The following is a 24,408-nucleotide window of genomic DNA, read 5'->3' as shown; positions in this document are numbered from 1 at the left end:
GGCGAGGCCCCGTAACGATCTCTCCGGTCGTCACCCCAAGGTGCTTCTCGATCACCTCCGGTGTCGACGGCGAGGCGTCGTTGATGGTCATAAGGGCCGAATCGGATGTCTGCCGGGGCCACACTGCACGGCCCTGATCGCAGCCAGGCGGCGGATCTACGCGGCTTCGTCGGGCGTGCGGAAGCGGTTGATGGCGGCCTCGTGCCGCTCGCGCAGCTCGTGGTCGAGGACGCCGAGCCCGGCCTTCGGTGCGAGGCACAACACGCCGACCTTGCCCTGGTGCCGGTTGCGGTGCACGTCGTCGACCGCCTGGCCCACCTGGCCCAGCGGATAACTGCGCGACAGGGTCGGGTGAATGCGGCCCTGCCTGATCAGGCGGTTGGCCAGCCACGCCTCACGGTAGTTGGCGAAGTGTGAGCCGATGATCCGTTTGATGTTCATCCAGAGGTAGCGGTTGTCGAACTGGTGCGTGTAGCCACTGGTGGACGCGCAGGTCACGATGGTGCCGCCGCGTCGGGCGACGTACACGGAGGCGCCGAAGGTGTCCTGCCCGGGATGCTCGAACACGATGTCCGGGTCCTGGCCGCCGGTGAGCTCGCGGATCCGGCGCCCGAACCGCCGCCACTCCGCCGGGTCCTGGGTGTGCTCGTCCCTCCAGAACGTGTAGTCCTCCGCACCCCGGTCGATGATCGCCTCCGCACCGATCTCCCGGCACACCTGCGCGCGCTGGGCGTTGGACACCACACAGATCGGGATGCCGCCACCGTTGAGCACGTACTGGGTGGCGTAGGAACCGAGCCCGCCGGCCGCGCCCCAGATCAGGACGCTGTCGCCCTGTTTCATGTCCGCGCCGTTGCGGGACACGAGCTGCCGGTACGCGGTGGAGTTCACCAGGCCCGGTGACGCGGCCTCCTCCCAGCTGAGGTGCTCGGCCTTGGGCATGAGCTGGTTGGCCTTCACCAGGGCGAGATCGGCGAGCCCGCCGTAGTTGGTCTCGAAACCCCAGATCCGCTGGGCCGGATCGAGCATCGTGTCGTCGTGCCCCTCCGGCTCCTCCAGTTCGACGCTGAGGCAGTGCGCGACCACGCGGTCGCCGGGCTTCCACTTGCGGACGCCGGGCCCGGCGCGCAGCACCACCCCGGCCAGGTCCGAGCCGATGACGTGCCACGGTTGATCGTGCCGGGCGGCCAGGCCACCCTCGCGGCCGTACCGGCGCAGGAAGGCGAACGTCGGCACCGGCGAGAACAGCGCGCTCCACACCGTGTTGTAGTTGACCGCGCTGGCCATGACGGCGACCAGGACCTCGTTCATACCGGGTTCCGGGGTCGGCACCTCGCGCACGTGCAACGACTTGGCGGGGTTGCGGTCGGCGACGGCCAGCCCGTCGAACATGGTCTGTTCCTCGGCCAGCAGCACCGCCGCCCGATACGACTCGGGCACCTCCAGCGCCGCGATCTCCGCGGAATCGGCCTGCGGATCGGTGACGGTCTCGACGAAAGAGCTGTTCACAAGTACGCCTTCCTGGTCGGATGCCAGCGCAGCAGAACCGAGCCGACGGACATCCCGCCGCCGAAGCCGGTCAGCAGGATCAGGTCGTCACCGGCGAACGCGCCGGACCGCTCGGCGGTGTCGAGAGCCAGCGGAATGGACGCGGCACCTGTGTTGCCGTGCTCGTCCGCGGTGAGCTGGAGCCGGGCACGCGGCAGGTCCAGGCTTTCGGCCACCGACGTGAGCAGGACCGCGTTCGCCTGATGAGGCACGACGTGATCGACCTGCTCCGGCGCGACACCGGTGGAGGCAAGCACCCGCTTGATCGCGGGCGGGAGTTCGGCCCGGACGAAGTCGGCGACCCCGCGACCGTCCATCCGGAACAGGTGCCGGCCGGCCGCGGTGGTCTGCGGGGTGACGGGTGTGCGGCTGCCACCGGCGTCGACGCACACCAGGTCGCTCAGGGCACCGAACGTACGCAGGTCCCAGCCGAGCAGCCCCCGGTCGCTCGGCACCGGTCCGAGCAGCACGGCACCCGCGCCGTCGCCGAACAGCGAGGCCACCCGCCGGTCGCCCCGGTCGATGATCCGCGAGTAGACGTCCGCACCGATCACCAGGCCGTACTCGTCGTCGCCGAGCAGGCCGGCCGCCGTCGCCAGGGCGAAGACGAAACCGCTGCAGACGGCGTTGACGTCCAACGCGCCCGCGCCGTACGCACCGAGGGCCCGCTGCACCAGGCTCGCCGTCGGCGGTTGCGGATGATCAGGGGTGGAGGTGGCGACGACGATCAGGCGCAGCCGCTCCGCGGAGACACCGCCGTCGGCCAGGGCCGCCCGAGCCGCGTGGACGGCGAGATCGGAGGTGGCCTCGTCCGGCCCGGCGTACCAGCGGCGGCGTATCCCGGTCTTGTGGACGATCCACTCCGGTGTCACGCCGGTACGCTCGGCGACGGTCGCGTTGTCCACTTCGGTGCGTGGCAGGTGAGAGCCGGTGCCGACGATGCCGAGCATGCTGTGCTCCTTATCCGCGATGCCGATCAGGGGTGGGCCGCTGCGGACAGTCGCCCGCGCACCAGCCGGATGACCTCGGCCACGTGGTCGTTGACGAAGAAGTGCCCGCCGGTGAACGAGTGCATCTCGAATCCGCCGGTGGTGTGCTGCTGCCACGCGAGCGTCTCGGCCTCGTCGGCGTGCGGGTCGTCGACGCCGCGCAGAGCCACGATCGGGCAGCCGAGCGCAGGTCCGGGAACCCACTCGTAGGTCTCGGCGGCCCGGTAGTCCGCGCGCAACGCGGGCAGCACCATCTGACGGAACTCCGGGTCGGAGTTGAGCAGGGCGGTGTCCGTACCGTTCAGATCGCGGACCTCGGCCAGCAGACCGGCGTCGTCCTGCTTGTGCACCGTCTCCACCCGATGCGTGCTCGGCGCCCGCCGGCCGGAGGCGAACAACGCGGCGGGCCGGGCACCACCGGCCTCCAGCCGGGCCGCCACCTCGAACGCGATCGAGGCCCCCATGCTGTGACCGAACAGCACCAGCGGCAGGTCGTCCAGCGGGCCGGCGACCCCGAGCATCTGGTCGGCCACATCCGCGAGGGTCGGCAGGAACGGCTCGTGACGACGATCCTGGCGGCCCGGGTACTGCACCGCCACCACGTCCGCGATGTCACCCAACGCCCGGGCCACGGGCAGGTAGTAGCTGGCCGAGCCGCCCGCGTGCGGAAAGCACACCAGCCGGCTGCGGGGCGCCGGTGCCTTCACGAAGCGACGCAACCATCTGTCGGAAAGGGTCTCTACGGGCACGATGCCACCTCGGATGCCGCCGACGTCTGTCTGCCAGCAGAGTAGGGCCGAGAATGCTCGCTCACGCCCGTTCGTGTCCGGTTGGTGCGAGCACCTCTGCCCTGCAGGGAACGGTTGACCCCGCGAGGTCCGCCGCCGTCCCCCCGCGGCGGTATGGTCCGCCGGCTCTACAGCGCATCTGACGGATCATGGTCGGCTCCGGTCGGAGTTGGCGCGGAGCCGGATCGTGATGGAGGCGATGGGTTACCGGAGGCGTGGAGCCCCACGGGTGATCCCTGATGCTCCACGCACGAGGCGTCTCCTCACTGCTTCGGCGAATCCCGGCTGCTTCGGCGAATCCCGGCTGCTTCGGCGAACCGCGGAATGAAACGGATGCGCGGCCCCGGCCGGTGGTCAGTCGGCTGCCGTCGACCGGACGCCTGCCCGGCAGATCTCCAGACGCTGCACCGCGTTGAAAATCACCGAGGCGTTCCGCTCGGCGGGTGCGGCGGGGTCCTCGGCCAAGGCCAGGTCGGGGAACCGGTCGAGGAGCGTCCGCAACGCAATCCGCGCCTCCAGCCGGGCCAGCGGGGCCCCGAGGCAGTGGTGAATGCCGTGCCCGAAGGCCAGATGCGCCGGGCTGCGGGTGATGTCGAACCGCTCCGGCTCGTCGTTCGCGGCTGGGTCGAGGTTGGCGCCGAGCAGGGAGACCAGCACCGCGTCACCGGCCGCGATGTGCTGTCCCTCCAGGTCCAGCGGTTCGGCGGCGACCAAGGGGAATGCGACCTGGACGGAGTTGTCGTACCGCAAGATCTCCTCGACGGCCGCCTCGATCCGGTCCGGTTCGGCGCGCAGCAGGGCGAGCTGACCGGGATGGCGCAGCAGCGCGAGAACACCGTTGCAGATCAGGTTGGTCGTGGTCTCGTGCCCGGCCGCGACCAGCAATTGCACCATCGAGGTCAGTTCGCCCTCGGTGAGCCGGTCGCCGTCCTCGCCAACGGTCACCAGCGCGGACAGCAGATCGTCGGCGGGGGCGCGGCGCTTCTCGGAAATCAGCCTGCGGGTCAAGGTCAGCAAACCGTCTGCGGCGCAACCGTACGCCTTTTCGCCGGCCATCGTGCCGCGGGTGAGAACGGTGAAGTACGCGCGGAACTCCGGCTCATCGAGCAGGGGCAGCCCGATCAGGTGGCAGATGACGCGGAATGGCAACGGGAACGCGAACTCGGTCAGGAGGTCGGCTGAACGCCCCGCGTCGAGCGTCGCCGCGAGCTGTTCGAGCAGTTCAGCGCTGATTTGTTCGATTTGGGGTTCGAGAGCCTCCACGCGGCGGCGGGTGAAGGCGGCCGAGACCAGCCGGCGCAACCGGGTGTGGTCCGGCGGGTTCGCGTTGAGCATGTGGTCGTGCATGGCCCCGGTCAGGTGTGGCAGGCGCTCGGCGAACGGCATCTGAGCTGTCGTCTTGCGCAGGCGCCGGTCCATCATGGCCGCACGGGCCGTGTTGAAACCGGTGACGAACCATGCCTGCCGGCCGTCGGGCAGCTCGATCCGGCTGACCGGGCCGCGCGCGGCCAGGTCGATCAGGGCGGACCGGCGGGCGTCGTCCGGCCCAGCCTGGAACAACGGCCGTGTGCTGATGGGCTGAGGGCGGTCGTCCGGCATCGCGTGGGCCTCCCGGCGGATGGATTTACACCGATCGCTATGGACCATTCTGCACCGCCGCCCCGAGGGCGCCGGAACCGCCTCGGAGAGCGGCCTGCCTGACCCGGCCCGGCGGCGGACGGGAAAGATAGGCATATGAGGTTGTTGGAAGACGTGCTGGCAGACCTCGGGCTGCCGCGAGCAGGCAGGTTCGACCTGACCGGGGATCCCCGCCCGGCGGTTCTCTCGTCGCCGCTGCCGGTCGCCGACTGCGCGATCGCGTCGGTGGGGGCCTGCCTCGGCGCCGCCGCGGAGCTGGCCCTCGCCCGCACCGGGCGGCTGCCGGAGGTCACCCTCGACACCGGGCAGGTGGCCGCCGCCATGCGGGCCGAGTTCTGGCTGCGCGATTCGGCCGGCCGGGGCGTCGAAGGGTTCGCTCCGCTCTCCCGGCTCTGGCGCACCGGCGCCGGATGGGTGCGGACGCACGCGAATTATCCGTGGCACCGGGCGGCGTTGCTGGCCGCTCTGGACCTGGCCGACGGGCCGGACGACGGCGTGCGGCCGCTGGTCGAGCACGCCATGGCGCAGCGGGCAGCGACGGAGGTCGAAGAGGTGGTCTACCGCGCGGGCGGCCTGGCGGTGGCGGCCAGAAGCCGCGCCGAGTGGCAGGCGGCCGCAGGCGCAGGCGTGACCAGCGCCTCCCCGCTGGTGGCGATGGCGCCACTGGGGGTCGGCGCTCCGGCGCGCAGCGGCGCGGCAGCGCTTCCCGCCTCGGGCGTGCGCGTGCTCGATCTGACCCGGGTGATCGCCGGGCCGGTGGGCACCCGGATGCTGGCCGCCCTCGGTGCGGACGTCCTGCGGATCGACGACCCGCGGCGGCCGGAGTTGCCGCTGCACGCCGTGGACGGTGTGATCGGCAAGGCCAGCGCCGCCGTGGATCTCCGCACCGCGGCCGGCGGCGAGCTGCTGCACCACCTCGCCGACCAAGCGGACGTCATCGTGACCGGTTACCGGCCCGGGGCGCTGGCCCGCTTCGGTCTTGAGCCGGAGCAGATCGCCGACCGGCATCCCGGCACGATTGTCGCCACGCTGTCGGCGTGGGGCGAAGCGGAGGGCTGGACGGCACGCCGGGGTTTCGACAGCCTCGTGCAGATCGCCACGGGCATCGGTTGGGCGACGAGCGCCGACGGCGAACGGCCGGGTTCCCTGCCCTGTCAGATGCTCGACCACGCCGCGGGCTATCTCCTCGCGGCTGGAGTGCTCGAGGCGCTGACCCGCCGAGCCCGGACAGGGGAGAGCACCCACGTCGCCGTCTCGTTGGCCAGGGTCGCGCAATGGCTGCTCGACCAGGGCCCGGTGACCGCCGTCCCGCCGTCATCGGCAGCCGACGCCGAAGCCCAGGCCGACGCCTTCCGTACGGATCTCGGCGGGGGCTGGAGCGGGATCAGCCCGCCGGGACGGCTCGACGGCCGGGCACTGACCTGGCCGCACCTGCCGCCCACTTACGGCCGGGCGCGGCCCGGGTGGGACTGAACCCCTTTCGACGTCTCGTGGCGGGCAGCGGCTGACGCCGAGGCCCATCGCGCGGCGAATCGCACGGTCAGACCGGCCGCGAGGAACAACACGCCCAGCGCCAGGCAGCCCGGCCAGCCGAAGTCGATCATCAAGGTGACGGTGACCAACGGGGTGAGCACCTGGCCGAGGTCCCGGCCCATGCCGTAAAGACCCTGGTACTGGCCCTGCATTCCGTCCGGGGCGAGCTCGAATGAGATTCCCCACGAGCCGGCGGCTTGCAGTAATTCGCCGGCCACGTGAGCGCACGCGCCGAGCAGGAGGAATGCGATGGCGATTCCGGCGGGGGTGCCGTCCGCGACGGCGAAGAAGGCGCAGCAGAGGAAGAGGAGCAGCCCCGACCGAAGTTGCGCCGTCGCGGCACCCTCCACAGTGCCCGTTCCCCGGCTCGCCCGTACCTGCAGGAAGGTGACCGCCAACGTGTTCACGAGTGATATCAGCGAGTAGAGCACGACCGGCGCTTGGGTGCGCTGGCTGATGTAGAGCGGCAGCGCGACGGTGAACAGGCCGAGATTCATGCCCAGGACGCCGTTGAGGAGCGTCAGCGTCAGGTAGGGGCGATCGCGCAGCGCGACCAGCCGGGGTCCCTTGTGGACATGAGGGGCCGGCGGAACCGGCGGAACCCCGCGGGTGGCCCACGCGGAGACGAGATAGCTGATCGCGGCGATCAGGATGATGACCAGGTAGGCCGCGCGGGTGTCGCTCAGCAGAGCGGCACCGGCAGCCGCCGCGCCGACCGCCCAGGCCGCGTTGGTCACCGAGCGCAGATAGGCGCGGGCGCGCACCCGCTCGTCGGCGGGCACCGAACCGGCGATCAGCGCGCCCTCGGCGGCCTGACCGGCGGACTCGAAGAAGGTCACCAGCGACGCGACGGCCAGGAAGGTCGGGAAGTCGCGGATCACCAGATAGCCGCAGAGCAGCAGACCCTCGATGCTGCGGCAGACGATCCGCATCCGCCGGGGCCCGAGACGGTCGGCAAGGTAACCGGTCGGGATGCCGGCGAGCAGGCCGGCGAGGGAGGCCACGGTCAAGCCCAGCGCCACGCTGCCGACGGAGAGGCCGATGACCCGCGTCAGGTACAGCGGCGCGATGGTGTAGAAAAGCCCCCGGCCGAACCGGCTTGCCAGCGTTGCCACGGTGAGCGCTCGCACGGGTCCCGCGGGTGGCAGCAGCTTTCCGGACGCGGTGACCAACGGCGTCATCGCGCGATCACGGCTGTCCCACGCCGCTTTCGGCGTGCCCGGGGAAGACCCCGTCCTCGGTGACCACCGCGGTGATGAGCGAGGCCGGGGTGACGTCGAAGGCGGGGTTGAACACCCGGGCGCCCGGTGGGGCTACCGGGCGCCCCGCGAAATGGGTTACCTCGTGGGGATCGCGTTCCTCGACCGGGATGTCACCGCCGTGCGCAGCCGCCGGGTCGATAGTGGAGCGTGGGGCGACGACCACCAGCGGTATGCCCGCGTGCCGCGCGGCGAGAGCCACCGACAGGGTGCCGATCTTGTTGGCGGTGTCGCCGTTGGCGGCCACCCGGTCGGCGCCCACCACGACGCAGTCGACCGCGCCGGAGACGATGGCGGCCGGTCCCGCGGAGTCCACGCAGAGCCGGTACGCGATGCCCGCCTCGGCCAGTTCCCACGACGTCAGCCGGGCACCCTGCAGCAGCGGGCGGGTCTCCCCAGCGAGGACCTCAAGCACCCGGCCCGCACCGGCGAGCTCCCGGATCGCGCCGAGGGCCGTGCCGTGCGCGACGGTGGCCAGCCGGCCGGTGTGGCAATGAGTGAGCAGGCGTAACGGGCGATCCGGGCACAGCCGCCGGATGAGCGCCGCGGCCCGCTGCGCCGCGGCCAGGTTCGCGGTTTCGTCCTCGCTGAGCACCAGCCGGGCCTCGTCCAGCACGGCGTCCGGACCATCGGCGAGGCGGGTGAGAGCGCGCCGCACGCCCCAGGCGAGATTGACCGCAGTCGGCCGAGCGGCAGTGAGCCGCTCCGCGTCACGGCGCACCGCGGCTTCGTCGCAACGCCCGCCGTGCCGGTGCGTGTGGGCCGACAACGCCACCCCGAGTGCGCCTGCCGCGCCGAGCGCCGGAGCGCCTCGGATGGCGAGCCTGGTAATCGCGTCGATCAACTCGTCGACGCTGCCGAGCCGCAGCCGTCGATGCCGCTGCGGCAGCAGGCTCTGATCGACGGTCACCACGACGCCGTGATCCCAGTCCAGCGTGCGCTCCATGCCGGTTGACTCCTCGAATGGGGGTTCGAGCGGGGTGCTGGTCACGTCAATCCCGCCATGACATGCGGCAGTAGTCCGCCGCCGCGCAGGTATTGCACTTCGCGGTCGGTCTCGACGGCGGCCGTCATCGCCAGCGTCCGCACCGAACCGTCCCGCCCGCCGAGCCGCACGGTGACGGACTTGCGCGGCCGGAGATCGGCCAGGTCGAGCACGTCGATCGTCTCCGTTCCGTCGATGCCGTGGGAGCCGCTGCTCTGCCCGGCGGGGAAACACAGCGGCAGCACCCCCGTTCCGACCAGGTTGCTGCGGTGGATGCGTTCGAAGCCTTCGGCCAGGACGACGCGGACGCCGAGAAGCGCGGTGCCCTTGGCCGCCCAGTCGCGGGCGCTGCCGAGGCCGTACCGCTTGCCCGCGACGACGGCCAGCGGCACGCCCGCCTGCGCGTACTCGACGGCGGCGGCATGGATGGAGCAAGGCCTGCCTTCTGGCAAGAGGACGGTCGACGGACCGGGGCGCCCGCCGGCCAAGGCGTTGCGCAGTCGCGGGCTGCTGAAGGTGCCCCGCACCATGACGTGGTGGTTGCCGCGACGGGTGCCGTAGCTGTCGAGGTCGCGCACGGAGACCCCCGAATCGAGCAGGTATTGTCCGGCGTCGCTGCCGATGGGGATGGCCCCAACCGGGGAGATGTGGTCGGTGGAGACGTCGTCGTCGAGCAACGCGAGCACGCGGGCGCCCGTGATGTCCCCGGCCGGGAACCGCGGGGACTGGTCGAGGAACGGGGGCGGCAGCACGTAGGTGGAGCCGGCATCCCACTCGTACAACTCGCCGGCCGGGGACGGCAGCGAACGCCAGCGGTCGTCACCGGCGAGCATCCCCGCGTACGCGGCGGTGAACAGCCCCGGGTCGTTCGCCGCCGCGACGGCGTCCTCGACCTCTCGGGGCGACGGCCAGAGGTCGCGCAGGTGCACGGCGCGGCCGTCCGGGGCAAGGGCGACCGGCTCGGTGGTCAGGTCGCGGGTGACGGTGCCCGCCAGCGCGTACGCCACGACCAAGCCGGGAGACGCCAGGTAAGCGGCTCGCACGTCGGGGTGCACGCGGCCGTCGAAGTTGCGGTTCCCGCTCAGCACGGCGACGCCCGCGATGCCGCTGCCGGCCACCGCCTGCGCCGCGGCGGGCAGCAACGGGCCGCTCATTCCGTGGCAGCTAGCGCAGCCGTAGGCGACGACCGCGAATCCCAGATCCTCCAACGGCGCGAGCAAGCCGGCCCGGTCGAGGTAGGCGGGCACGGCTCGGCTGCCCGGTGCCAGGCTGGCTTTGACCCAGGGCTTGACCCGCAACCCGGATTCGACCGCACGCCGGGCGACGAGGCCCGCTGTGGCCATGGCGGCCGGATTCGAGGTGTTGGTGCAACTGGTCAGCGCCGCGAGCAGCACGGCGCCGTCGTCGGGAACGCCGGGCGCGGCGGCTGCGGAGGCCGTGACCGGTCGTAGCGCGCGAAAGCTCGCCGGGACCCGGGCCAGCGGCACCCGGTCGTGAGGTGTACGGGGTCCTGCCAGGCAGGGCTCGATCGACGAGAGGTCCACCGTCAGGGTCCGGGCGTACCGGACGGTTGTGCTCTGCTCGGCGAAAAGCCCTTGGTCCTTGCAGTACGCCTCCACGAGGGACACGTGGTGCGGGGTACGGCCGGTTGCCCGCAGGAACCGCAAAGTCTCGTCGTCAACGGGGAAGAACGCTGTGGTGGCGCCGTATTCGGGTGCCATGTTGGCGATCGTGGCCCGGTCGGGCACGCCGAGGCCACCAACGCCGTCCCCGGTGAACTCCAGAAAGGCACCGACCACGTCGTGTCCGCGCAGTTGCTGGGTGAGGGTCAGCGCCAGGTCGGTCACCGTCACCCCGGGACGCAGCCGTCCGGTCATGCGCACCTCCACGACGCGGGGCAGCGGCACCAGCACCGGTTCGCCGAGCAGGACAGATGTCGCCTCGATGCCGCCGACGCCCCAGGCCAGCACGCCGAGGGCGCCGACCATCGGGGTGTGCGAGTCGGTTCCCAGAACGGTGTCCGGGCGTACTCGCTCCCGGCCGTCCGGCTCGCGCTGCGTGCTGACCACCCGGGCGAGCCGTTCCAGGTTGATCTGGTGGATGATGCCGTTGCCCGGCGGGATCACGGTGAGGTTGGCGAAGGCCTGCTCGGCCCAGCGCAGCAGCGCGTACCGTTCGGCGTTGCGCTGATATTCCCCGTCCAGGTTGGCCTCCAGCGCGCCCCGGACTCCGGCGACGTCGACCCGGGCCGCGTGGTCCACCACCAGATGGGCGGGGATGACCGGCTCCACCCGGGACGCCGGCAGCCCCTTGCGCACGGCGGCCGAGCGCAGCGCCAGCAGGTCCAGCACGACGGGGACACCGGAGAAATCCTGCAGGACCACCCGGGACGGGTGAAACGGCAGCTCGGCCTGCGAGCTGCGGCCGCCGGAGCGCACCAGCGACGCGACCGAGGCGGGGGCGGCCCGGCCCGTCGCCGCCAGATGGGCCACGTTCTCCAGCAACACCCGCATCGAGTACGGCATCGTCCCCAGGTCGCCACCCGCCTCGGCGGCGAGCTCCGCCAGCGGATGGCGGACGGCCTCATCCGCCGAACCGGCCCGGCGTCGCGTGTTCACCGCAGTTCCCTCAGCAGAGAGGCGCGATCGAGCTTGCCGTTGGGCGTGGCGGGTAGCGCGTCACGGCGCCGGATCTGCTGCGGAACCATGTAGTGCGGGAGCAAGCGGCCCAATGCCCGGCGGACGGCCCTGGCATCGGTCCCCTCGACGGCCCCGGACTCGATCGGTTCGGCGGTGTAGAACATCGCCAGGTGGCCGTACGAGCCGTCAGCGGCCTGCACCGGAACGACGGCGCATTCGCGAATCCCGGCTATCCGCAGGGCTGCGCTCTCCACCTCGCCGGGTTCGACGCGGTAGCCCGCGATCTTCACCTGCCGGTCCTTGCGGCCGGCGAAGTGCAGAACGCCGCGGTCGTCGCGCCAGCCGAGATCACCGGTCCGGTAGAGCCGGGTCGGCACGCCGTCCACGTCGACGGTGACGAATTTCTGGGCCGTTGCCCGCTCGTCGGCGAGATACCGCAGGGCGAGCCCTCGACCGGACACGCAGATCTCGCCGCGGTCGCCGTCGGTCACCGGCTTGTCCCCGTCGAGCAGGTGCACCCCGCTTCCCGGCACGGGCGAGCCGATCGGGATGCCCCCGGCCAGGTCGCAATCGGCTGGCTCGACGGCCCGCGTGGTGACGAAGACACAGCTCTCCACCGGCCCGTACCCGTTGATCAGGGTGATGTCCGGGTGCCGCCACAGGAACGATCGGACGTGCGGCACGGACAGCCGTTCCCCGCCGGTGAGGACCTGCCGCATGCCGCGGAAGCAATCGACGTCCTCGTCGACGAAGAGGTTGAACAGCGACGCGGTGAGCCAGACCGTGTCCACTCCGGCCGACGAGATCATGTCGCGCAGGTCGCCGGGGAACAGGTTGTCGCCCTCGCCCAGGACGGACGTCCCTCCGGTGGTCAGCATGCCCCACAACTCCAGCGTGTACGCGTCCCAGGGAACCGGCGCCGCCTGAGGCATCGCCCGGCCCGGACCGAAGGCGGCGAACGTGGGCGCGCCGAAAAGCCGGATGGTGGCCTGGTGCGGTGACAGCACGCCCTTGGGCGGGCCGGTGGTGCCCGAGGTGAAGAAGACGGTGGCGGGGTCGTGACCGCCGACCCGGACCGCGGGCGGACCGGGGGTACGGCTGGCGGCGCTGTGCAGACTCTCGTCGGGCAGCGGCCACGTGGGCGTGCCTGGGACCTGACCCCCGGCGATCAGCGGCGGCTGCACCGCCTCGGTCAGGGAGGCGATCCGCGCCGCGGGCCACCGGTGATCGAGGGCCGCGTACGCGGCGCCGCACTTGAGGATGGCGAGCAGCACCGCGACGAGGGCAGGGGTTCGGGGCGACACCACGGGAACCACATCGCCGGGGCTCACTCCGTGCGCGGCCAGATCCGCCGCCCACGTGTCCGCCGCGCGGTCGAGGGTGGCGTAGTCGATGCGGTCGGCGCCGCGCACCACGGCGATCGCGCCGGGCCGCCACGCCGCCTGGGCTGCGACTGCGTGGTGAATCGTGGTCGTCATCGGGCCGCCAGCCAGGTGAGCCAGGTGCCCAGGGCGAGCACGGCGAACGCCAGATCCGCGGCCGTCGCGTCACCACGATCGGCGGCTGCAGCGAGGTGGCGGACGCCGTCGGGCCGCACCCCGGCCGCGGCGAGCGTGTCGAGATGCCCGGTGATGGCGTCCCGGACGGTGGCGCCCCCCGAACCGGTGGACCACCAGGAGGCGATCGGCGCCCGGAACGGCTTCTTGCGCTCGCCGCGGTGCGCGGGGAGTTCCCCGGCGTACGCCTCGCGGAGCGCCACCTTGGTCTGACCGTCACGGATGAGCCGGTCCCAGGGCAGGTCCGCGGCCAAGGCGGGCACATCGCCGTGCAGCAGAGGCAGACGGCCCTCGATGCTCTCGGCCATCAGCAGGTGGTCGGCGCGTCTGAGCAACGGCTCCAGGCTGTGCGTCATTTCGAACCGCCGCACCGTCTCGGCGGTTCCGTCGCGATCCTGCGGTGGCAGCGCCGCGCGCAGGGCCGCCGCGGCGGCGTCGCGCTGCTCGGGCCGCAGCAGTCGGCCGGCCAGAGCGTACCGTTTCGCCCGCAGGTAGAACGACGCCGCGTCGGGCAGCTCCGCGATGTCGAGATAGCTGCGATAGCCCGCGAACAGCTCATCGGCTCCCTCACCGAGCAGGAGCGCCACGATGCCGCTGGCGCGCGCCCGAGCGGCGAGCGCCGCGTACATCGGCACACTGGTCATCGCGGTCGGCTCACCCAGGGCAGCGACGGCGGAGGGAAGTCCGTCGATCAGGTCCTGCGGCCCGAACTCGACATACCGGTGCCGCCACGTGCGCCACGCGGTGCCGGGCAAGCCGAGGCCGTCGAGGGTGCGCACACCGTCCCCGTTGCCCCGCGGCAGCACGCTGACCGTGTCGAGGCCGGTCATCCCCCGCCGCGCGAGTTCGACCGCGATGATCGACGAGTCCAGGCCGCCGCTCAGCGCGAGACCCAGCGGACGATCGGTGATCAGGACCCGGTCGACCGCCTCCGCCACGGCGGCGCGCAGGTCGGCCGGTGTGACCGGGATGCCCCGGGGCGGCGCGGGCGCCGCCGTGACGGCGACACTCTCGACCCGGCCCTCCTTGACGACCAGCCGCGCGCCGGGGCGCACCGGCGCGATGTCTTCAAAGAAGGTGCCGCCGTCCACGACCCGGCCGAGCAGCAGGAACTGAGCCACGGCGGCGGGGCGCAGGGCGGGCCGGTCGAAGACGTCCAGCAGCGCGGGAACCTCCGAGGCGAGCGCGACGCCGGTGCGGTGGCGGCGCACGTAGAGCGGTTTGATCCCCAGCGGGTCGCGGGCGGCGTGCATCGACCCGTCCGGGTCACGGCGGACAGTGGCGTACATGCCGTCCACGGCGCAGGGGCCGGCCTGATCGACGGCCTCCGCCTCGGCCAGCCCGCCCGCGGGGACGCGGACCGCTCCGGTCGCCGACGTGACCGCGTACACCTCGCCGTTGAAGGCGTAGGCGTTCGGCGGCGTATCCGTCCGGAACGGCACCCGGTCACCCGGCCGGCTGCGCAGCCGCAGCCGGCACATGGCGACGGCGGAGTCGTCGTCGCCGAGCACGCCCTGGCCGTCCGTGCCGCGGTGCCGCAGACGGGCGATGGCGGCGCCGGCCAGGCGCATCGCGCTCGCGTCGGCTCGTCCGGCGAGCGAGACCGCAACGACTCCGCACATGCCGCTCAGCCCTCGCCCGTCGCGTCGGAGGCTTCGGCCACGTACATGGTCGTCTGTGGCGCCTGCGGGAACTCGCTGAATTCGACGAGTCGTAGCGCGCGGCCGTTGCCGCGTACCGCGGCGATCAGGCCGGTCATGTCCTCGTGCGTGACGCGCTTCTCCCGGCCGCGGCCCCGATACCAGTCGAGCAGCGTCGGCGCCGGGATCTGGCCGTGCGCCAGCAGGGCGTCGACCAGCACTTCGCCCGCCGCGGCGAAGTCGATGACCCGGTCCGCCGGGCGGTAGAAGTCTTGCAGGCAACCGCGTTCCGTCCCGATGGCGATCATGCGCTCGTCCATCGGATACAGGCCCATCTTCACCGACGCGCGGACCTGGCCGCCCGGCGCCAGCAGCTCGAGCATGCCGGTCAGACCCCTCTGGAGCTCGGTGTCGCTGAACCGGTTGATCAGCCGGTCGGAGAGCACGACGTCCTGGGTGCCGCGCAGCTCGGCGGGCACCTCGGCGGTGATGTCGAGCTGGCACACCTGGCAGGCGCCCGCGGGCAGCGCAGCGGCCAGATCGGTGCACATCCGGGCGGAGAAGTCCAGGACGGTCACGACCGCCCCCCGGCCGATCAGCGCCTCGATGAGGTCCTTGGTGGAGGCGCCGATGACGGCGCATCGGGCGCCCGGCGGGATCTCGCGCAGGAACAGGCCGATCTCCTCGGGGCTGGGCTTGGCCGAGGTGCGCCCGGCCTCCCAGAACTGCGATCCGATCAGATCCCACGCTGCGGACTTGGCATTGGTCGCCTTGGTCGTCACGATGTGCTCCCGAGCGGGTCGAGCAGGCTGGAGTTGTAGTCGCCGGCGAGGACGTGGTTGAGATAGGTACCCGAGCCGCCGATCACCCGGTAGCCGTGCGGGACGCCCGCCGGAATGAAGACGGAGCTGGGGCTGTGCACCTGGAAGACCTGGCTGCCCAGGGTGACTTCCACGGTGAGGCCTTCGTAACCGTCGCGCGACCCCAGGAAGGCGAACAGGCTGTCGCAGTGGTGGACGTGCGTGTCGACGTGGCCCGCGCCGTAGTCGTCGAGTTCCGGGATGTGGCGGGCGATGCAGTATTGCGCCGCGCCCGGGACGAACCTCTCGTCGACCAGGACGAAGCGCTCGCCGGGGCCCGCCCGGTGGTGTCGCAGCTCGGTCGCCGAGATCACCTTGGGGTCGACGATCCACTGCTGCGGTTCTTCGGGTAGCTGCCGCTCGCTGGACGTGCGTTCCCGCCCGACCAGGCCGGGGTCGATCCACTCGTACGACCGGGAGTCGCGCTGCACGGCGGCCCGGTGCAGCTTGGCGACGTGACGGAACGCGTCGCGGCCCACGACCGGCCGGCGGGCGTCGGGCATCGACCGTGAATACGCCCCGACACGCCGGCTGATCTCGGGCAGCAGATCGCCACCGATCAGGGGCCGTCCGCCCCGCTGGTGCAGGTTGACAGCGAGCAGCGCCAGGTCCACCACTCCGGCCCGCTCTCCGAGGCCGTTCACTGAGGTCGACACCCATTCGGCTCCGGCGTCGACCGCGGCCAGACTGTTCGCGAGCGCCAGCCCCCGGTCGTCGTGGAAATGCACCTCGAGGTCCACCCGGGGGCACAGGCGGCGCAGGCGGGTGACCCGCTCATGCACCTCGGATGGTTCCAGAATGCCCACGGTGTCGGCGAAGCAGGCCCGCTCCGCCCCGGCCTCGACGGCGACCAGGTACGCCTCGCCGAGCTCGCCGGCGTCCGTACGGCTGCTGTCCTCGACCGTGAACCGCACCGACAATCCGAGCCCCCGCGCGTACCGGACGGTGTCATCGATCTGCTGGTACAGGCTCGCCAGGCTCCGTCCGGGCAGTCGCGACGCGCGCGAGATGTCGTTCACGCCGAGGAAGATGCCCACCCAGCCGGCGCCGCTCTTGGCGACCGCGTCGATGTCGGTGCGTTGCGCCCGGGCATGCGCCAGGACCGGCACGTCGCCGACCGCGGCCACCACGGCGGCCACCCGCGCACACTCGTCGTCGCTGATGGACGGATGGCCGCACTCGATGGTGTCCACCCCGAGGCGGACGAGGAGCCGCGCCGTCTCGACACTCTGGCCGACCGTGAAGCGGCCTCCCGCCGTCTGCATGCCCTCGCGCAGGGTGCTGTCGATGATCCGCGTCACGTCAGCGACTTCCGAGTGCGGTCAAGCTGCTGAGCGCGAAGCTGTCCTTGGCGGCGAAATCGGGATCACCGGCATCGGCGAAGACAATCACCATGCCACGGCGGTCCTCATCCGAGGTGTTCGCGGCGCTGCCGTGCGCGAAGTAGCGATCCCACATCGCCCCGTCGCCCGGGGACAGCACGAACTGCACGGGCTCGGCGAGGCCGTCCCCGGCCACATCCAGGCTGGCGTGCCACGGATAGTGCGGGCGCTCCTGGTGTTTGATCTCGCCGTTGGCATGCGACCCCGGGCAGCCGAAAAGACCCCCGTTGCGGGGTGAGACCTCGGTCAGCGCGATCCATACGCTGAACGCCTTGGGGTAGCTGTACGTCCACAGTGCCTGGTCCTGATGCAGAGCCACTTCCGTACCCACCCGGGCGGCCTTGAGGAACGCCGCGTGGAAGACGACCGCGGCGTTGTCACCGATCACCCGGCGGGCCAGGTCGGGCACTCCGGCGCGGTTCAGCATCGGCCCCCACATCTGGGGATCGTTCCAGAGCAGCCGCCGCAGTTTCCGCAGCCGCCGCTCGTCACCGTGCGCGTCGTATTCCGCCTCGTACGATGCCGGCACCTCATCGGCGGCGTCGAGCGAGTCGAACAGTTCCACGGCACGGCGCTGATCGTCCGCACCGAGACGCCCCGGAAGGAGGTGGTAGCCGTCTTTCCGGAAGGAGTCGAGGTCGATGTCCGGCATGTTTCTCCTCTTCGATCGTGCGCGGCGTGCGGGACGGACGGGGATCAGCGGCGGGCTTGCCTGACCACATCGCCGACGCGGGCGTCCGGATCGGTGGTCAGGGCGTGCAGGGCGCGCAGGAAGGTCTCGGCGAATTCGCCGACGTATTCGCGGGAGTACTCGGACTCGTAGTGCAGGACGTGCAGCCTGAGCTTCGCGTCGTCCTGCAACAGCCACAGGTGCAGGCCGGGGGAGTCGGCGTCCTCCTCCAACGGCAGGAGCGCCACCTCGGCACCGGCCAGCCGCAGCGCGTTGCCCCACATCTCGTTCTGCATGAAGTAGACCCCCGGCTCCTTGCGGAAGCCTGCGGGCAGCGTGGGCCAGATCCGGCGCCGGACGTGCATGGCGGGAAGGTCGCCGTGCGCGGTGGCGCCCAGGACGGTGTCCTGCACCGCCGCCACGAGGTCGCGGAATGAGGCCGTCAGATCCACGGTCGTGGTCGGAAAGACCCCGTTGGCGAACCAGCCGATCGTCTGCTGGTATTCCGCGTCGAGGCGGTTCGCGCAACTGGACAGCAGGGTGACCCGGCGCCGGCCGGTCAGGTCGGCGATGAGCGCCTTGAGCGCGGCCATGCCCGTGCAGTACGGGGAGACGCGCATCGCCCGCGACGATTCGGCCAGCGCGGTGGCGACCTCGCCGGCCACGTCGAGGTCGAGCGCGGCGGGCCCGTGCAGGCCGTCGTTGCTCCGGTACCCCGGCAGGCGCAGGGCGAAGTCCTCGGGGTCCGGGCCGAGCTGGTCGCGCCAGTACGCGGCGACCTCGTCGAGCCGACCGGCGTCGAATCCCGCTCGCTGAGTCTGCGCCCAGCCGGCGTAGTCCGCGGCCGCCGTGAGGGAAGCCGTGGCGTCGCCCCGCGAGCGGGCGTATGCCGTCGACAGGTCCCGTGTGAACAGATCCAGCGACCAGCCGTCGGCGATGAGGTGGTCGAACGCGAAGGCGACCAGATGCTCGTTCTCCGCACATCGCACCAGCAGTGCCCGGGTCAGCGGCGCGCGGGATCTGTCGAACGGCTGCCGGACGTACGCCCGCAGCAGATGCGTCGCATGCCGGGCCCGATGCTCCGGGGGATGGCCGCTGACATCCTCAACACTCAGCTCGGCCGTGGCCGTCGGGTCCACGTGCTGCCGGGCGGCGTCGTCAGCCACCGAGAACCGGGTCCGCAGCGCCGAATGCCTGTCGATCACCGATTGCAGGCTCTTGCGCAGCAGGGTCGGTTCCAGCGGGCCGCGCACGTGGTAGGCGACATGGAATTGCAGTGCGGGTGCTCCCGGATCGCGAAGGCTCGACAGCAGCGCCCACTCCTGCCCCAGCGAGGCTCGCCCGGTGGTGGCCCCGGCCGGCGGCCGGCTCTTTGGCCGGGCCGGCGCGGACTGTTCGCTGTCCGCCGCGGCGGCCTCGACATGCCGGACGAGGTCGGCCACGGAGGCGGCCGTGAAGACCGCCTTCGACGGCACGCGGACGCCCAGCTCCTGATGGATGCGACCGAGGAGGCGCAGCGCGAGGACGCTGTTGCCGCCGAGGGCGACGAATTCGTCGGTGGCCCGCACGTCATCGACGTCCAGGACCTGTTCGACGACGCTGACCACCGGTTCGAGAAAGGGGCTGCTCACGGCATCGGTGCGCACGGTCACGACAGGGCCTCCAGTGAAACGTTCTCGACGTGGTAGCGCTCGTAGAACGGGCTGAGCACGCCTGCGAGACGGCCGGTGTCACGGATCAAGCCGGCATGGGTGCCGTCGACGACGGCGCAGTGGAATCGGGGTCCGACCCGGGCGAGCAGGCTTGCCCGTTCCTGCTCCGGCACGACGTGGCTGTCGCGGGCGAACACGACGTGCACGGGTATGCCCATCGCCCGCAGCCCGTCGTACACATGGGCGTAGCTGTAGTGCCACTTGAGAAAGCTGGCTTCCGCCCAGCCGTCGTCGACGAACCGCTCCGGCATCCGGTCGAAGGACTGGTCCAGGACGGTGACGGTGCTGACCCGCGACGGCCCCAGCAGCAGGGCGGTGACGGCCCCGATCAGTGCCCCGAACGAATAGCCGATGACGTGTGCCGGTCCGGGCAGCACATCGGCGATGCGGTGCAGATCGGCCCCGAAGTCCAGCGGCGAGTAGCCCCAGGCCGGGGCGGGACTCTGGCCGTGCGCCCGCAGGGAGGGCAGAACGGCGACCTCGCCGGGGGCGCGCAACGCGTCGGCAAGTTCCCGCAGCGATGCCTTGTCATCGGCGAAGCCGTGCAGAAGGAGCTGGGCGCCGCGTACCGCCCCGGCGCCAGGCCCTGCGGCGAGGTCGAAGTCGAGCAGCTCCGCCCGGCCGATGCGGGCGAGCGCCGGCCCGGCTCCCGGACGTGACCCGGTGACGCTCACCGGCCGAGCTCCGCCACGGGCACGCCGATAGTTGCCGGCCGGACACCGGCGGGCCAGACCCCGCCGCGGTAGGTGCCCGCGCCGGTTGCGCCATACAGCGCCCGATAGCTCTCCGGCAGTTCGGGGCTGTCGGCGTAGGCCAGCCACAGCCGCAGCAGTAGCCTGCCGGCGCCGTTCTGCGGGCCGGTGAAGGCGGTGCGGGCGTGCAGAATGTGGAAGTTGTTGATCAGCTGAAGGTCGCCCCGGCGCAGCTCCATGTCCAGCGAGACACCGGGGCGTCGCAACATCTCGTCGACGGCATCGAGCGCGGCGCGCTGGCGGTCGGTGAGCCGGGGCGCCTTGTCGTGCCGCTGCGAGCCCTCGATGAACCGCCGGACGTAGCGGGTGGCGAACGACGCGCCGATGCGGCTGAACACCGGGATCTCGCACCACGGAAGTTCGTCGGGTTGCTGCTCACCCCGGCGGTCGTGCGGGAACGGCCGGTACAGCTCGGCGAGCAACTCGGGCGCCTCCGCTAGCAGGGTGTCGTGGACCTGTTTCGAAGAGACCAGCCGGCTCAGCCCGCCTGCCGCGGACGGGCGCACGCAGAGCAGGCCGATCACATCCGTACGGTCGACGTGGAACGGGAGCTCGGCGGAGCTTTCGTAGCCGCGCTGGACGGGACTGCCGATGTCGGCGCCTCGGTCCTCCACCCGGCCGATGAGGTCGCCCTTGCGGCTCTGGGTGACCGGGCGGCCCAGCATCAGGCCGAGGGTCCAGAGCGCCAGCTCGATGGTCTGCTCGTCCGCCGCGTCGACGGGGAAGCCGGTGAGCACGACGCATCCCGGGCCGCCGGTCAACCGCCGCCGCAACTCGGCGGCGAGCTCCGCCACGTGCGGGAGGTCCCGGGGCGCCGGCGCCGCGAGGTCGGGGACGGCGCCGTCCGCGGCGCTGGCGCGGGCACGGACGAGCAGCTCCTCGACGGCGGGCTGCCGCAGCGGAATGCGCCACGCCGGTTCCCTGCCGGCCAGTGAGCTCCCGGTCCAGCCACCGGTGACGGCCGTGCTGCGTGCGGAATTGCGAACCGTAGACGACGCCACGATTGTTCCTCACTCTCTCGGACGGACGAAGGCGGGATTCTGCGGCGCCGGAAAGGTGCGGGGAAGTGGTCCTTTTCGTCAACGGCGGGCGACCGGTTCGGGCCGAGAGCCTCGCGCTTGATCGGCTACTCGGATCGACGATTACGGAGATCGGCGGTCATCGGCATCTGATGCGCGACCGGTGAACGCTCGGCCAAGTTTCCCGCCGAGAGGCAATGGACGGCGCCACGCATCTGTCACATGACCGGTTTTCCGGCCTGTCCGGCGTGTCTGCGGGGTCCGCAGGGGCAAGCAGAAGACGCGTTGACACCCCGGGAGCGTCTGTCTAATATCGACTTAACGTCATTTTGGGTTTTTGACGGCGAATTCAACTTTTTATGACGAGGAGGTTCCAGCGACATAGTGGTTCACGGGCGGACGATTAGTGGAATTGGCGGATGCCCAAAACAATCACACCTTCCATCGCCGGCCGGATTCCCCCATCATCCGTCCTTTACGGTCCCTGCCTCGTCGGTCGTGACGACGAATCGGCGACTCTGGGCGCCCTGGCCGCCAACGCCCGTAACGGTCGAGGCGGCGCGCTCGTCGTCCGCGGACACGCCGGCATCGGCAAGAGCGCCCTGCTCGACTCGCTGGCCGCAAGTTCCGGCCGCGACATGCGGATCCTGAGCTGCCGGGGCGCCGAGGCCGAGGCGGGATTCGCCTTCGCCGGCCTCCACCAGCTTCTGCTCCCGGTGCAGCCGACGATCGGGCTGCTCCCACGGCAGCAAGCGGACGCCCTGCGCAGCGCCTTCGGCCTCGGTACCGGCGAGTGCGACCGATTCCTCATCGCGCTGGCAACCCTGACTTTGCTGTCCCACCACGCCCAGGACACGCCCCTGCTCGTGCTGGTCGACGACGCGCAATGGCTGGACGTCGAGTCCGCCGAAGTCCTGTCCTTCGTCGGCCGGCGACTCGACGCTCAGCGAATCGCGTTCGTCGCCGCGGCCCGGGACGGCGAACGCGACGCCGAACGCTTCGCCGAGGTCGCACAGCTACACGTTGGCCCGCTCTCCGCCGCCGAATCGGAGACGCTGCTGATGCGTACGGCGCGCGACGCGGCCCGGCCGGTACTGGACCGTCTGCTCCACGAGGCCGGCGGCAACCCGCTGGCGCTGACCGAGCTGCCGGCCACTCTCACCAGGGCCGAGTTGCTGGCAGCGGGTCCCTTGCCGGACCATCTGCGCCTCAGCCGGCGGTTGCAGGACGCCTTCGCGCGACACCTTCGCCTGCTGGCACCGGATGCGAGAGGACTACTGCTGGTCGCCGCCGCCGCCAGCGACGACGATCTGTCCGCGATTCCGGCCACCAGCTCGCTGCTGTGGGGCGATCGGGCCGCCCTGACCGAGGTGGAGCGCAGCGGGCTCGTCGAGCAGAGCGCGGGTGGTCTGCGCTTCCGGCAGCCGCTGACCCGGTCGGTGGTTTATGCCTGCGCGGCTCCGGCCGAACGGCGGGAGGCGCATCGGGCTCTGGCGGAGGCGCTCAATCACCGCGCCGCGCGGCACGCCTATCACCTTGGCGCCGCGACGTTCGGGCCGGACGAGCAGGTAGCCGCCAAGCTCGCGGCCGCCGCGGAACGGGTCCGGCGTACGGTCGGCGGGTCGGCGGCAATCGCGGCGTTCGAACAAGCGGCGGCCCTGGCGCCGTCCACCGATCTCGCTGCGGATTGTCTCGTCAATGCGGCGATCGCCGCCTGGCAGGCAGGCCGGCCGGTGCACGCGGGCGAACTGCTCGACCGGGTGGGACCGCTAGCTGCCGGGCGACCCGCGGTCGTTGCATCGGTGGAGCGGATCCGGGCGCTGATCGCCCACGCCAGTTCATCGGCCACGGCTTCCAGCGCGATCCTGCTCCGCGGCGCACAACCGATCATCGACAGCACGCCCGACCTGGCTGCCGAGATGCTTGTCATGGCGGCCCGCTCGGCCTGGTTCAGTGGCGACCTCAACGGCTTGCTGGAGGTGGGCCGGCGCCTCAGCGAGCTGCCGCTGACCCCGGACAGGCCCGAAATGCGGCTCAGCCGGCAACTACTGCAGCTGCGCGACAAGGAGATCGAGGCCCGGGCCACCGATGCCTCCGATGAGGGTGCCGACCCTTGCGTGTGGTGGCTGGATCGAGACGATCCCCGGCCCTGGATATGGCCGCCGGCCCTCGTGCCGCAGCTATTCGGCAAGACGGACACCGTGCTCATCGCTTATCAGGAGGCGGTCGAGATGCTGCGCCGGCGCGGTGACGCCGGTGCCATCCCGATGACGGTCGCGCCGATGATGGCTTTGCAAATTCATCTCGGCGACTGGAGCCGTGCCGTAGCTGAGGGCAGCGCGGCGCTTGTCGTCGCCGAGGAGACCGGACAGTCGTTGATCGCGGTCGGATTGCAGGCGATGCTCGCGTGGGTGGCTGCACTGCGCGGGCACGCAGAACAATGCCGCAAACTCGTCAGCACCACGCTGCAGAGCACGATGCCGCGCGGGCTGAAGCTGGTCAGTGCCCATTGTCAGTGGGTGCTCGGCCTGCTGCACCTCGGCGAAGGCAACCTGCGAGAAGCGATCGTGCAACTGATGCCCATCCTCAACATCGACGACCCGGCCGCGCACTTCGCGATGGGCATCGTCGCCCTCCCCGACCTCATCGAAGCGCTGGTGCTGGCCGGGGATCACGACGAAGGCCGGCGTGCCTTCGACATGCTCGACGCCTGGTCAGCCGGGTCATTGCCCTACCTTCAGGCGCGGCAGCTCCGATGCGCGGCGCTGCTCGCCGACGTCGACCGGGCCGACAGTCTCTTCCAGACCGCGATTCACACGGCCACGCCATCGCCGTTCGAGGCGGCCCGGACCAACCTCCTGTACGGCGAATGGCTACGCCGAATGCGCCGGGTCAAGGATGCCCGGCTGCGCCTGCGGACGGCGCTGCGGACATTCGACGCGCTGCAAGCCGGCCCGTGGATCACACGAGCCATCGGGGAACTGCGCGCGGCAGGCGACGCACCCGACCCGGGCGACTCACCGACGGAGAGCCGAGCCGCCGAACTGACCCCGCGTGAGGCCCAGATCGTCCAGTTCGCCGCCCGGGGGATGACCAACGCCGAGATCGGAACCCGGCTGTTCCTCAGCCCGCGCACGGTGGGATACCACCTGCACAAGATATTCACGAAGCTGGGCATCACGTCTCGTCGTCAGCTTTGCAACCGCATTGTGCTGGACGATCTGAACTAACCGGTCCGCTCGGGCGGCCCGGCGGTGACGCGGGGGTATGCGCCGGGCACTTTCGTCTCTCGACCACCGCGCGGTGACCGCGGCTGCCACTAGGTTTCGCCCCATGCCTGCCTTCTGGTCCCGCCTTCGCGGCACAGCACCCTCGGCGACCTGCCCGGCCAGGGCTTCCTGACTTGGCCGCCCCAGCGCCACTGACCTGCGGTCTCGG

General features: G+C 71.4%; 17 protein-coding genes. 2 read left to right on the top strand and 15 right to left on the bottom strand.

The genetic code is table 11. From position 1 onward, the window contains the following. Positions 1-156: 156 nt before the first annotated feature. The 4 genes from ccrA to IEY73_RS05635 all read right to left on the bottom strand — a co-directional run bounded on the left by ccrA (position 157) and on the right by IEY73_RS05635 (position 4,924). Positions 157-1,509, bottom strand: coding sequence for a crotonyl-CoA carboxylase/reductase (gene ccrA, locus IEY73_RS05650; protein ID WP_229715563.1), 1,353 nt, complete (start codon positions 1,507-1,509; stop codon positions 157-159). Then, positions 1,506-2,498 (bottom strand): 3-oxoacyl-ACP synthase III family protein, encoded by a 993-nt coding sequence (locus tag IEY73_RS05645; protein ID WP_189078004.1) that lies wholly within the window; start codon positions 2,496-2,498, stop codon positions 1,506-1,508. The genes ccrA and IEY73_RS05645 overlap by 4 nt, the downstream gene beginning before the upstream one ends. Positions 2,499-2,524: 26 nt before the next feature. After that, the gene (locus tag IEY73_RS05640; RefSeq protein ID WP_373292744.1) at positions 2,525-3,244 is read right to left on the bottom strand and encodes a thioesterase II family protein; all 720 of its coding nucleotides are present in this window, start codon (positions 3,242-3,244) and stop codon (positions 2,525-2,527) included. A 435-nt stretch (positions 3,245-3,679) separates the two neighbouring features. Then, the gene (locus tag IEY73_RS05635; RefSeq protein ID WP_189078003.1) at positions 3,680-4,924 is read right to left on the bottom strand and encodes a cytochrome P450 family protein; all 1,245 of its coding nucleotides are present in this window, start codon (positions 4,922-4,924) and stop codon (positions 3,680-3,682) included. A gap of 135 nt (positions 4,925-5,059) precedes the next feature. Here IEY73_RS05635 and IEY73_RS05630 point away from each other — a divergent pair, with 135 nt between their 5' ends. Continuing rightward, entirely contained in the window at positions 5,060-6,436 is a 1,377-nt protein-coding gene (locus IEY73_RS05630) for a CoA transferase (protein ID WP_189078002.1), read from the top strand. Here IEY73_RS05630 and IEY73_RS05625 read toward each other — a convergent pair. Genes IEY73_RS05625 through IEY73_RS05575 form a run of 11 tightly spaced genes read right to left on the bottom strand, consistent with a single transcriptional unit; the run spans position 6,406 to position 20,952 of the window. Next, positions 6,406-7,677, bottom strand: a complete 1,272-nt coding sequence (locus tag IEY73_RS05625) for an MFS transporter (protein WP_189078001.1) — start codon at positions 7,675-7,677, stop codon at positions 6,406-6,408. The two genes, IEY73_RS05630 and IEY73_RS05625, sit on opposite strands and share 31 nt — an antisense overlap. A gap of 7 nt (positions 7,678-7,684) precedes the next feature. Next, the gene (gene mtnA, locus IEY73_RS05620) at positions 7,685-8,701 is read right to left on the bottom strand and encodes an S-methyl-5-thioribose-1-phosphate isomerase (protein WP_189078000.1); all 1,017 of its coding nucleotides are present in this window, start codon (positions 8,699-8,701) and stop codon (positions 7,685-7,687) included. Positions 8,702-8,742: 41 nt separating this feature from the next. Continuing rightward, positions 8,743-11,358: an aconitate hydratase AcnA gene (acnA, locus tag IEY73_RS05615; RefSeq protein ID WP_189077999.1), complete on the bottom strand. Its 2,616-nt coding sequence runs from the start codon at positions 11,356-11,358 to the stop codon at positions 8,743-8,745. After that, a complete protein-coding gene (locus tag IEY73_RS05610) occupies positions 11,355-12,857 on the bottom strand; it encodes an AMP-binding protein (RefSeq protein ID WP_189077998.1) in 1,503 nt (500 codons plus the stop codon). Before IEY73_RS05610 ends, acnA begins: the two co-directional genes overlap by 4 nt. Next, entirely contained in the window at positions 12,854-14,557 is a 1,704-nt protein-coding gene (locus tag IEY73_RS05605; RefSeq protein ID WP_189077997.1) for an asparagine synthetase B family protein, read from the bottom strand. Before IEY73_RS05605 ends, IEY73_RS05610 begins: the two co-directional genes overlap by 4 nt. 5 nt (positions 14,558-14,562) lie before the next feature. Beyond that, positions 14,563-15,357 carry a class I SAM-dependent methyltransferase gene (locus IEY73_RS05600; protein WP_189077996.1) on the bottom strand — a complete coding sequence of 265 codons (795 nt, stop codon included), beginning with the start codon at positions 15,355-15,357 and terminating at the stop codon, positions 14,563-14,565. Continuing rightward, the gene (locus IEY73_RS05595; RefSeq protein ID WP_189077995.1) at positions 15,354-16,736 is read right to left on the bottom strand and encodes a hydroxymethylglutaryl-CoA lyase-like TIM-barrel protein; all 1,383 of its coding nucleotides are present in this window, start codon (positions 16,734-16,736) and stop codon (positions 15,354-15,356) included. Before IEY73_RS05595 ends, IEY73_RS05600 begins: the two co-directional genes overlap by 4 nt. A gap of 1 nt (position 16,737) precedes the next feature. Beyond that, complete coding sequence (locus IEY73_RS05590) at positions 16,738-17,469, bottom strand: phytanoyl-CoA dioxygenase family protein (RefSeq protein ID WP_189077994.1); 732 nt, start codon at positions 17,467-17,469, stop codon at positions 16,738-16,740. A gap of 44 nt (positions 17,470-17,513) precedes the next feature. Next, positions 17,514-19,139 (bottom strand): condensation domain-containing protein, encoded by a 1,626-nt coding sequence (locus IEY73_RS05585; protein ID WP_189077993.1) that lies wholly within the window; start codon positions 19,137-19,139, stop codon positions 17,514-17,516. Beyond that, positions 19,136-19,873 carry an alpha/beta fold hydrolase gene (locus IEY73_RS05580; protein ID WP_189077992.1) on the bottom strand — a complete coding sequence of 246 codons (738 nt, stop codon included), beginning with the start codon at positions 19,871-19,873 and terminating at the stop codon, positions 19,136-19,138. Before IEY73_RS05580 ends, IEY73_RS05585 begins: the two co-directional genes overlap by 4 nt. Continuing rightward, complete coding sequence (locus IEY73_RS05575; RefSeq protein WP_189077991.1) at positions 19,870-20,952, bottom strand: TauD/TfdA family dioxygenase; 1,083 nt, start codon at positions 20,950-20,952, stop codon at positions 19,870-19,872. The genes IEY73_RS05580 and IEY73_RS05575 overlap by 4 nt, the downstream gene beginning before the upstream one ends. Before the next feature lie 437 nt (positions 20,953-21,389). Between IEY73_RS05575 and IEY73_RS05570 the strand changes: the two genes are divergently transcribed. Continuing rightward, the gene (locus tag IEY73_RS05570; protein ID WP_189077990.1) at positions 21,390-24,200 is read left to right on the top strand and encodes a helix-turn-helix transcriptional regulator; all 2,811 of its coding nucleotides are present in this window, start codon (positions 21,390-21,392) and stop codon (positions 24,198-24,200) included. Positions 24,201-24,408 lie beyond the last annotated feature (208 nt).

The sequence above is a fragment of the Mangrovihabitans endophyticus genome (assembly GCF_014646155.1).
Lineage (GTDB): Bacteria > Actinomycetota > Actinomycetes > Mycobacteriales > Micromonosporaceae > Actinoplanes > Actinoplanes endophyticus.
The sequence above is the reverse complement of the archived record's forward strand: the minus strand, read 5'-3'. Positions and strand labels throughout refer to the sequence as shown.